The 9115-nt window shown below is 73.6% G+C and carries 10 protein-coding genes; 5 read left to right on the top strand and 5 right to left on the bottom strand.

What is annotated here, in order from left to right:
* Positions 1 to 16: 16 nt before the first annotated feature.
* On the top strand, positions 17 to 877 hold the full coding sequence (locus tag ACFXAZ_RS05985; protein WP_384585773.1) for a hypothetical protein: 861 nt from the start codon (positions 17 to 19) through the stop codon (positions 875 to 877).
* A gap of 151 nt (positions 878 to 1028) precedes the next feature.
* On the opposite strand, the gene ACFXAZ_RS05980 is transcribed toward ACFXAZ_RS05985, so the two are convergent.
* Both ACFXAZ_RS05980 and ACFXAZ_RS05975 read right to left on the bottom strand, forming a co-directional pair.
* Positions 1029 to 1769 carry a bifunctional DNA primase/polymerase gene (locus ACFXAZ_RS05980; protein ID WP_384585722.1) on the bottom strand — a complete coding sequence of 247 codons (741 nt, stop codon included), beginning with the start codon at positions 1767 to 1769 and terminating at the stop codon, positions 1029 to 1031.
* Between the two features lie 219 nt (positions 1770 to 1988).
* The gene (locus ACFXAZ_RS05975) at positions 1989 to 2642 is read right to left on the bottom strand and encodes a TetR/AcrR family transcriptional regulator (protein ID WP_384585720.1); all 654 of its coding nucleotides are present in this window, start codon (positions 2640 to 2642) and stop codon (positions 1989 to 1991) included.
* A 108-nt stretch (positions 2643 to 2750) separates the two neighbouring features.
* Here ACFXAZ_RS05975 and ACFXAZ_RS05970 point away from each other — a divergent pair, with 108 nt between their 5' ends.
* Positions 2751 to 3008 (top strand): DUF6243 family protein, encoded by a 258-nt coding sequence (locus ACFXAZ_RS05970; RefSeq protein WP_384585719.1) that lies wholly within the window; start codon positions 2751 to 2753, stop codon positions 3006 to 3008.
* A gap of 47 nt (positions 3009 to 3055) precedes the next feature.
* On the opposite strand, the gene ACFXAZ_RS05965 is transcribed toward ACFXAZ_RS05970, so the two are convergent.
* On the bottom strand, positions 3056 to 3622 hold the full coding sequence (locus ACFXAZ_RS05965) for a DoxX family membrane protein (protein ID WP_384585717.1): 567 nt from the start codon (positions 3620 to 3622) through the stop codon (positions 3056 to 3058).
* A gap of 224 nt (positions 3623 to 3846) precedes the next feature.
* On the opposite strand from ACFXAZ_RS05965, the gene ACFXAZ_RS05960 reads away from it, so the two are divergent.
* Positions 3847 to 4167, top strand: a complete 321-nt coding sequence (locus tag ACFXAZ_RS05960) for a nuclear transport factor 2 family protein (RefSeq protein WP_384585715.1) — start codon at positions 3847 to 3849, stop codon at positions 4165 to 4167.
* A gap of 325 nt (positions 4168 to 4492) precedes the next feature.
* On the opposite strand, the gene ACFXAZ_RS05955 is transcribed toward ACFXAZ_RS05960, so the two are convergent.
* The gene (locus tag ACFXAZ_RS05955) at positions 4493 to 5269 is read right to left on the bottom strand and encodes an SDR family oxidoreductase (RefSeq protein WP_384585713.1); all 777 of its coding nucleotides are present in this window, start codon (positions 5267 to 5269) and stop codon (positions 4493 to 4495) included.
* Between the two features lie 292 nt (positions 5270 to 5561).
* The gene (locus tag ACFXAZ_RS05950) at positions 5562 to 6563 is read right to left on the bottom strand and encodes a Gfo/Idh/MocA family protein (protein ID WP_384585711.1); all 1002 of its coding nucleotides are present in this window, start codon (positions 6561 to 6563) and stop codon (positions 5562 to 5564) included.
* Between the two features lie 118 nt (positions 6564 to 6681).
* Between ACFXAZ_RS05950 and ACFXAZ_RS05945 the strand changes: the two genes are divergently transcribed.
* The gene (locus ACFXAZ_RS05945; protein WP_384585709.1) at positions 6682 to 7983 is read left to right on the top strand and encodes a multidrug effflux MFS transporter; all 1302 of its coding nucleotides are present in this window, start codon (positions 6682 to 6684) and stop codon (positions 7981 to 7983) included.
* On the top strand, positions 7938 to 9110 hold the full coding sequence (locus ACFXAZ_RS05940) for a serine hydrolase domain-containing protein (RefSeq protein WP_384585707.1): 1173 nt from the start codon (positions 7938 to 7940) through the stop codon (positions 9108 to 9110). The genes ACFXAZ_RS05945 and ACFXAZ_RS05940 overlap by 46 nt, the downstream gene beginning before the upstream one ends.
* The last annotated feature ends 5 nt before the right edge of the window (positions 9111 to 9115 follow it).

Genomic DNA, 9115 nt, shown 5'->3' with positions numbered 1-9115 from the left:
GCGCCCCCCACCGACCGTGGCGGCCCGCGTGAGGGTCCAGATGTTTGACAGCGAGCCTCACAACGCGGCCGACAAGGCGTACGACACCTCGCTGGACGCCGGTCATGTCACCGGCGCCCTCTCGGACATCGACGCGGCCCGGCTGACGGCGGGCCGGGCGGGCAGTCCGCAGGGCAACCCGGACCACGCGCCGCTGACGCTGTCGGACGCGCGGTTCACCATCCCGAAGAAGGCCGGCTGGCCGCGCTGGTTCCTGGCCGACGCGCAGGGCAACAAGGGCGGGGAGAGCCGCTGGCTGTTCGTGTTCACCCGCGACGCCCTGGACCAGCCCTGGGAGGCGGCCTTCCTGACCCTGGTCGCGCCGGGCGAGGTGCCCGCGTTCAAGAAGGACGCGGACGGCTGGGCCGAACCGGTCCCGGCCGACTCGGCCGGACTGGCCGTACCGCCGCAGGACCTGAGCCAGGACTACGCCACGTACCTCAAGGACGGCGGCGACACCTTCGCGGCCGGCCCGCACACCTCCGGCTGGCGCGAGCAGCGGGCGGAGAACGCGACCCGGCCCGGCCTGGCGACCCAGTACATCGACGAGCCGCTGACCGGCGGCGACTACGCGCCGCTCGCGTTGCGCACGGCGGACGGGGGCGCGCTGGTGTTCTTCGCAACCCGCCACTTCGAGAAGCAGACCGCCCACACCGGCTCCTCGGTCCCCACCCCGGACGAAGCCGTCCTGGCTCTGACCAAGGGCGAGATCAAACAGTCCCTGACGATGGAGTTCGTCTCCAACGAGGTGGTCCTGACCCCGCCGCGAGCCAGCGGCGACCAGCGGGTGACGATCCTCGGGCGCGTCCAGGGGCTGACTTCGGCGCAGGGGGAGTAGGAGGCGGCCGGGGGCGCGGTGCGCTGCCCGCCGGGTTCCGGTGGACGGGCGGGCGGCGACCGCTGGAGCGGCCCGGTGGGCGGGCCTGTGGGCGGGCCGAAGGGCGCCCTCGCACGGCCGGCGGGGAAGGTGACCGTCTCTCGGAGAGGGTTCAGCGATGCAGGGGCCAGGCCGCCGACGGGTGGTCCGGGCCGGACGGGTCGGGGTGGCGGGCGCCGGCGTCGGTGAGGTGTTCCAGGAGGGTCAGCGGGTCGGGCAGCGGGTGTTCGGGGCCGCGGATCCAGCGGACCTCGTGGCCGTCACCGAGCAGCCGGGCCGGGGGGACCAGGACGTAGGAGCCGCGGCAGTGCCAGCGCAGGCCGGGGTGCTCGTCCCGGGTCTCGGGGTGGCTGTCCAGCTCGCAGGGCCACCACTCGTCCTCGTCCTCGGGGGTGCCCCGGGTGAGGGTGAAGAACAGCATCCGCCCCTCGTCGCTCTCGGCGACCGGGCCGACGTCGATGCCCGCGGCCAGCAGCCCCGCCAGCGCCTCGCGCCCGGCCTGGACCGGCACGTCCAGCACGTCGTGCACCATGCCGGTCGCGGTGATGAAGTTGGCCTGGGGCTGGTGGCGGGCCCAGCGCTCGATCTGGGCGGGGTCGGTGGTGGACTGGGTCTGCCACGCGAATGACACCGGGTGCCGCGCGGGGGTGGGACAGCCGACCCGGTCGCAGGAGCAGCGGTAGCCGGGGGCGGGGTGCGCGGCGGGGGCCAGCGGCAGTCCCGCGGCGGCGGCGGCGAGCAGCAGCGACTCCCGACCGCCGACGTCGGCGGCGGTCCCCTTCGGGCGGCGTTTGTGCAGCCACTGGGCGAGTTTGCCCTGCCGGCCGGTACGGCCGCCGAACTCCGCGCTCATCTATCCCCTCGCCCTCGCCGTTGTGCGGACAGCATGCCCTATGGTCCCACCATCGCGCGCTCCGGGGGTGCGGAGCAGACATCCGGGGTGCATCGGAAGTGGGTGGCATCGGGTGCCTTGCCGGGATTTACGGGGCGCCGCGCGGCGCCCGTGTGGGTGACGGGCGGGGTGATGTACGGAGTGACGTCCAGGGCGATGTGGGGCGGCCGGGGGCGCTCCCTAGCGGGGTGCGAGTCCGTACAGTGCGTAGTCGACCAGGGTGTCCGTGTAGTCGTAGGAGATGGGCGCGGTGTGCTGGAGCCAGCGTTGGGCGAGCGGGGAGACGAACAGCTCCAGGGCGATCCGGGGATCGAGGTCGGGGCGTACGTCACCGGCGCGCTGGGCGGCGCGCAGGCGCTGGACGTAGAGCTGGAGCGAGGGTTCGAGGAGCTTGGCGACGACCTCCCGGCCGACCGCCGCGTCGGCGATGCCCTCGGCGGCCAGGGCACGGGAGGGGACCTCGAAGCGGGGGTCGAGCAGTTCGTCGACGGTGGCGCGCAGCACGAGTTTCAGGTCGGCGGCGAGGTCTCCGGTGTCGGGGAGGGCATAGTTGCCGGGGGCGGGGTCGGCACCGGCCTGATCGGCGGCTTGATCGGCGGTCTGCTCCGCGGTCTGGTCGGCGAGGTCGAGGTACGCCTCCATCAGGACGTCGGCCTTGGAGGACCACCAGCGGTAGATGGTCTGCTTGCCGACTCCGGCGCGGGCGGCGATGCCCTCGATGGTGGTCCTGGCGTATCCCGCCTCGGTGACCAGTTCGAGGGCGGCGGCGTAGATCGCACGGCGGGACTTCTCGCTGCGGCGGGAGGCGTCGGGGGTGGGCTTGGTGGCTGCCATGGCCTGAATTTATCAGGTTGACAAGACGCAGCGTCTCGCGAATGCTGAAGACGCGGAAAAGGCGAGACGGAGCGTCTCGCCCATGACGGAGAAAGAGAGAGTGGCCCCATGAGTCGTAACTCGGGAAACATGCTCGGAGTCGGCGGCACCCGGTCCCACCTCGGCCGCTCGGCCCTGCGCGGCCGTAAGTCCGGTGCCCCGGTGGGCGCCGGCCTGGACGCCCAGGCCCAGAAGCGGGAGCTGCTGCGCAAGCTGAAGGAGAAGCAGCAGGAGGGCAGGAAAGCACAGGAAGGCCCGGCGGACGAGGCGAGCCAGGAGGGTCAGGCGGCCCAGGAAGGCCGAGAAGGAGAGCCCACCGGGTCATAGCCGCCGGCCCCGACTCCCCCTCCAGTCCGCCTACTCCCCCTACTCCCCTACTCCCCCGCCACCACCTGCCCCTCCTCGAACAGCGCCCCCTGCTCCCCCTCCGTCCCTCGCCGCAGCCGCCGGGTGCGCAGGCCGATCACCACGGCCGCGGCGGCCGTGGTGACGCCGAAGGCGGCCGGGACCATCCAGCCGCGGTCCAGGGTGTGGCCGAGGGCGTGGTCCAGGGACAGCCTGCCGGGGCCGGACACGGCGAGGCCGGTGGCGGCCAGGCCGAGGGCGGCGGCGTACTCGTAGCCGCCACCCTGCACGAAGAAGCCGTTCGGGGCGTCCACGGCCGTCGCGCCCGCCATCGCCCCGGCCGCCGCCGCCCCGGCCGCCGGGGTCGCCAGGCCCAGCGCCAGCAGCACCCCGCCGCCCGCCTCCGACAGGCCCGCGACGGCCGCGCTCTGCCGGCCGGGCCGGTAACCGACGGACTCCATGTACCGGCCGGTCCCCTCGATGCCGTGCCCTCCGAACCAGCCGAACAGCTTCTGCGTGCCGTGCGCCGCGAGCGCCCCACCGGTGGACAGCCGGAGCAGCAGCAGGCCCAGATCACGTCGGTCGTAGCAGGTCACAGTGGCTCCCGGTGAGTACGGATCCGTAGCGAGATACCCAGATGTCCCGATATCCCGATATCCGTACACCGTGGCATCGGGACCGACGGGCCGCCCCGCCCCGGCGGCCGTTCGGGTGGCGGAGCGGGTGGGCGTTCCAGTGGCGGGGCCGGTGGCCGTTCGAGTTGCGGGGCCGGTGGGCGTTCGGGTGGCGAGGGCCGGTGGGCGGTGTGAGGCTGGCCGATATGACGATTCAGACCGCCAAGCTCAGCGATCCGGCCGTCCGCGCGTTCGTCGCCGCCGTGAACGCCCATGACCGGGACGCCCTGATGGCGCTGCTCACCCCCGACGCGACGATGGCGGACGACGGTTCCGACCGGGACCTGGACGACTGGATCGACCGGGAGATCTTCTCCTCCCACGGCCATCTGGAGGTCGAGTCGGACAACGGCCGCTCGCTCATCGCGGGCTACCGCAACGACACATGGGGCGAGATGCGCACCCGCTGGAGCTTCGTCGTCGAACCGGACGGCCACATCTCACGCTTCGAGACGGGCCAGGCCTGAGAACCCGGAGCGGACGGAGAGACAGGAACGGGCGGAGCGACCAGAGCCGCCGGGTTGGCGCGGCCGTCCCGCGATCCGGTGCGCACCTCGCGGTCCCTCGCGAGGTCCACCCCCTTCCGGGCGCGGGACGGCCGCCTCCCCCCTCGGAGCGGGCTACGGAAGGCGCCCTCTTGGGGCCGACTACGGAAGCCCGGTCCCCCAAGTGTGAAGCTCTGGTGGAGACGAGTTGAGCATAGGCGCGTCACCGGCCGCAATAGCCCGGACCAAATGACTCCGCTTGTGCAGCTTGTGAAGGGCGAGGCCCGGTGACGGTGTGCCACCCCGCTCAGCCGCGCCCGACGAACGGCATCCCCGTCGCCAGCACGGTCACGAACTGCATGTTCGCCTCCAGTGGCAGTTCCGCCATGTGCCGTACGGTTCTGGCGACATCGGCGGCGTCCATCACCGGCTCTTGGGCGACCGAGCCGTCGGCCTGGAGGACCCCCGACTGCATGCGCGCCGTCATGTCGGTGGCCGCGTTGCCGATGTCGATCTGGCCGACGGCGATGCCGTACGGACGGCCGTCCAGGGACAGGGACTTGGTGAGGCCGGTCAGCGCGTGCTTGGTGGCGGTGTAGGCGACCGAGCGGGGGCGCGGGGTGTGGGCGCTGATCGAGCCGTTGTTGATGATCCGGCCGCCCCGCGGGTCCTGCTCCTTCATCTGCCGGTAGGCCGCCTGGGCGCACAGGAACGCCCCGTTGAGGTTGGTGTCCACCACATGCCGCCAGGCGTCGTACGACAGTTCCTCGACCGGCACCCCGCCGGGCCCGAACGTGCCCGCGTTGTTGAACAGCAGGTCAAGTCGCCCGTACCGGCCGATGGTCGCGTCGAACAGCGCGGCCACGTCCTCCTGCCGGGCCACGTCCGTGCGGACGACGAGCGAGTCGGCGTCCGGCACGAGTGCCGCCGTCTCCTCCAGGGTTTCGGGCCGCCGACCCGCCAGCGCCACCGACCAGCCGGTCCGCAGCAGTTCGGCGGCGACCGCGCGGCCGATCCCGGAACCCGCGCCGGTCACGACCGCGATCCGGGATCCGTCCGGGTGGGGGTGCTTCGCAGTTCCCATGGCATCCATGAGGCCGCAGGGTACGGGGACCGGGCCGCGCCGCGCCCGTCACCATCCAAAACGAAGGGGTGGCGGAGGCGACGGAGGCCGCGGAGGCGGGGCGCCGGGCTGACGCCCCTCTGCCTGCCCCGGCCCGCTGAGGGCGTCAGGGCTGTCGGCCAGGGCGACCTGGACGATCCCGGGCGGTGTCCAGGCGGTCTGGGTGGCCCAGGAACGCCCGCCGGCCCCGCCGGCCGAAACGCCCCCGCCGCCCCCGCCGGTCCCGCCGGTCCCGCCAATAGAAACGCCCCCGCTACTCGCCCTCGCCCGGATACCGCACCCCCACCCGCCCCCGGATCCTGTCCAGCGTCCGCATCACCGCGAGGGTGCCCTCCAGGGGAACCACCGGGGACTCCCGCTCCCCGGCCCGCAGGGCGCGCATCACCTCGCGGGCCTCGTGCTTGAGGGTGTTGCGGGGGCCGTCCGCCGGGGCCAGTGCGAACTCCTCGGGGTCACGGCCCGCGCGGTGGAGCACGAAGCGCTCGGGGTTGAAGAAGCCGCCGGGGACGTCGATGCGGCCCAGCGCGCCCGTGACCGACGCGGTCGTGGCGGTGGCGCCGACCAGGGAGCAGTGCAGGGTGGCCAGCGCCCCGCCGTCCCAGGTCAGTACCGCGCCCGTCTGGAGGTCCACGCCCTCGTCGGAGAGGACCGCGCTCGCCGTGACACCGGCCGGCTCGCCGAGCAGCAGATGCGCGAAGGACACCGGGTACACGCCCAGGTCCAGCAGCGCGCCGCCGCCCTGGGCCGGGTCGCGCAGCCGGTGCGCGGGCGGGAAGGGGCCGGCCAGCCCGAAGTCGGCGTGCACCGTGCGCACCTCACCGATCGCGCCGTCGTCCACCAGCGCCTTCAGCCGCCGGATGAGCGGATTGCAGTACATCCACATGGCCTCCATCAGGAAGCGGTCGTGCTCGCGCGCCAGCGCGACCAGTTCCCCGGCCTCGCGCGCGTTCAGGGTGAACGCCTTCTCGCACAGCACGTTCCGCCCGGCCGCCAGGCACAGCCCGGCCGCCGCCCGGTGCGCCGCGTGCGGGGTGGCGACGTACACCACGTCCACGTCCTCGTCGGCGGCGAGCGCGCCCCAGTCGCCGTACGCCCGCGCGATGCCGAACCGTTCCGCGAACGCCTTCGCGGACTCCGTGGAGCGCGAGGCGACCGCCACCACCTCCGCGTCGGGGAGGTCCACCAGATCCGCCGTGAAGGACGCGGCGATCCCACCGGTCGCCAGAATCCCCCACCGCACGCTGTCAGCCGTCATCGCCGCTCGTCCTCACTCCCGCTCGCCCCGTCACCTACAGAAATCCTCACGAAGCTTCGCACGCTGTTCGAGCTGAGAGCATAGGGACGGCACCGCACACCTAGGGAGGGGAACCACCATGCCCGAAAGCCGGGCACACATACCGGATCTCAGACAGGCGACCGCGCCCGAACCGCGGTCGCCCGTCCGTGCCGCACGCCGTACCGGCCTGCTGGTCACTCTGATCCTCGGCGGACTCACCGCCACACCCCCGCTGGCCATGGACATGTACCTCCCGGCCCTCCCGGAGGTCACCGACGCGCTGCACGCGCCCGCCGCGACCGTGCAGCTCACCCTCACCGCGTGTCTGGCCGGTATGGCGCTCGGGCAGTTGATCGTCGGCCCGATGAGCGACCGCTGGGGCCGCCGCCGCCCGCTCCTCATCGGCCTCGCGGTGTACGTCCTGGCGACCGCCCTGTGCGCGGTGGCCCCCAATATCGAGACCCTCGTCGCCTTCCGGCTGGCCCAGGGACTCGCGGGCGCCGCCGGGATCGTCATCGCGCGGGCCGTCGTACGTGATCTGTACGACGGGGTGGAGATGGCCCGCTTCTTCTCCACCCTGATGCTGATCTCCGGCGTCGCCCCGATCATCGCCCCGCTGATCGGCGCGCAGGTCCTGCGGGCGACGGACTGGCGGGGCGTCTTCGTCGTCCTCACGGTCGTCGGAGTGCTGCTCGCGCTGATCGTCTGGGCCAGGCTCCCGGAGACCCTGCCGCCCGCCGGGCGGCACGCGGGCGGCGTCGGGGAGGCGCTGCGCGCGATGCGCTCACTCCTCACCGACCTGCCCTTCACCGGATACATGCTGGCCGGCGGCTTCGCCTTCGCCTCGCTGTTCGCGTACGTCGCGGCCTCGCCGTTCGTGGTCCAGGAGATCTACGGCGCCTCCCCGCAGACCTACGGCCTGCTGTTCGGCGTGAACTCCATCGGGCTGGTGATCTGCGGACAGATCAACGGACGGATCCTCATCGGGCGGGTGTCGCTGGAGCGGGTGCTGGGCGTGGGCCTCGGCATCGTCGTCCTGTCGTCGGCCGCGCTGCTGCTGATGACGACCGGCGTGTTCGGCGAGGTCGGGCTGGTGCCGGTCGCCGCCGGCCTGTTCGTGCTGATGTCGGCCATGGGCCTCGCGCTGCCCAACGCGCAGACCCTCGCCCTGACCCGCGTCAAGCACGCCGCCGGGTCCGCCTCCGCGCTGCTGGGTACGTCGTCCTTCCTCATCGGCGCGATCGCCTCGCCGCTGGTCGGGGTGGCCGGTGAGGACACCGCCGTCCCGATGGCCGTCGTCCAGTTGGCGGCAGCCCTGCTCGCGGTGGGCGCGTTCGCGGGTATGTGCGGCCCATGGAGCCGCCGGGCACGCACGACGCACGTGCGGGAGGAGAGCTGAGCGCACAGCGACTGCGCGACGGCACCCCCGAGCGCGCCGGGCTCGACCCGGGCGAACTCGCCCGGCTCGTGACCGAGGTACGCGCCCTGACCCGGGGCGAGCACCCCTGGGCTCCGGGCGCGGTCGTGGTCGCCGGGCGCGGCCCGGTGGTCGCGGTACGGGAGGCGGCGGGCCTGGCGGTCCGCTACCGGGCGTACGACCCGAGGACGGGCACCGGCGTCGAACTCCCGCCGGACCGGCGGGTCCCCATGACCGTCGACACCCCCTTCGACGTGGCGTCCCTCACCAAGCTGTGCACCACCGTCGCGGCCGTCCAGCAGATCGAACGGGGCAACCTGGCCGTCGACGCCCGGGTCGGCGCCTACCTCCCTGAGTTCCGGGCGGTCGCCCGGCGCGGGGTGACCGTACGCCAGCTCCTCACCCACACCTCCGGGCTGCGCCCCGAGGCCCCCCTGTACGACTGCGCCGACGCCGCCGCCCGCCAGGCCCTGCTGCGCGCCGAGGTCCCGGTGGGGGCGCCCGGCGTGTACCGCTACTCCGACCTCAACATGCTGCTCCTCCAGCAGATCCTGGAACGGGTCTCCGGCCACGGCCTCGCCGCCCTCGTCCGGGACGGGATCACCCGCCCGCTCGGCATGACCGCCACCGGCTTCGGCCCCCGCCCCGGCGCGGCGGCCACCGAGGACCAGCGCCGCCCCTGGGCCAAGGCCGACCGGGGCATGCTGCGCGGCGAGGTCCACGACGAGAACGCCTGGGCGCTGGGCGGCGTCGCCGGTCACGCGGGCCTCTTCTCCACCGCCCGCGACCTGGCCGTCCTGTGCCGCACCCTCCTCGCGGGCGGCGCGTACGGCCCCGCCCGCATCCTCGGCCCCGAGTTCGTCGCCCTCCTGCTCACCCCGCCCGGCCTCGGTTTCGCCTTCGACCAGCCCTGGTTCATGGGCGAACTCTCCGGCCACGGCGCCGCCGGTCACACCGGCTTCACGGGTACGTCCCTGGTCCTGGACCCGGCGACGGACACCTTCCTGATCCTCCTGGCCAACACCGTCCACCCCGTCCGCAGACCACCCGACAGCCGCCCGAGAGCGGCGGCGGGGACCCGGCTGGCCCGGGCCGTGCGGGGTGGGTGAGGGGG

This window comes from Streptomyces sp. NPDC059477 (genome assembly GCF_042749375.1).
Lineage (GTDB): Bacteria > Actinomycetota > Actinomycetes > Streptomycetales > Streptomycetaceae > Streptomyces.
This window is presented reverse-complemented; position numbering and strand designations above follow the sequence as displayed.

What these genes read in the sequence shown, in the direction of transcription:
- ACFXAZ_RS05980 (WP_384585722.1), bottom strand. Translation starts at nt 1,769, where the DNA reads ATGAGCGCGGAGTTCGGCGGCCGTACCGGCCGGCAGGGCAAACTCGCC.
- ACFXAZ_RS05975 (WP_384585720.1), bottom strand. Translation starts at nt 2,642, where the DNA reads ATGGCAGCCACCAAGCCCACCCCCGACGCCTCCCGCCGCAGCGAGAAG.
- ACFXAZ_RS05970 (WP_384585719.1), top strand. Translation starts at nt 2,751, where the DNA reads ATGAGTCGTAACTCGGGAAACATGCTCGGAGTCGGCGGCACCCGGTCC.
- ACFXAZ_RS05960 (WP_384585715.1), top strand. Translation starts at nt 3,847, where the DNA reads ATGACGATTCAGACCGCCAAGCTCAGCGATCCGGCCGTCCGCGCGTTC.
- ACFXAZ_RS05955 (WP_384585713.1), bottom strand. Translation starts at nt 5,269, where the DNA reads ATGGGAACTGCGAAGCACCCCCACCCGGACGGATCCCGGATCGCGGTC.
- ACFXAZ_RS05950 (WP_384585711.1), bottom strand. Translation starts at nt 6,563, where the DNA reads ATGACGGCTGACAGCGTGCGGTGGGGGATTCTGGCGACCGGTGGGATC.
- ACFXAZ_RS05945 (WP_384585709.1), top strand. Translation starts at nt 6,682, where the DNA reads ATGCCCGAAAGCCGGGCACACATACCGGATCTCAGACAGGCGACCGCG.
- ACFXAZ_RS05940 (WP_384585707.1), top strand. Translation starts at nt 7,938, where the DNA reads ATGGAGCCGCCGGGCACGCACGACGCACGTGCGGGAGGAGAGCTGAGC.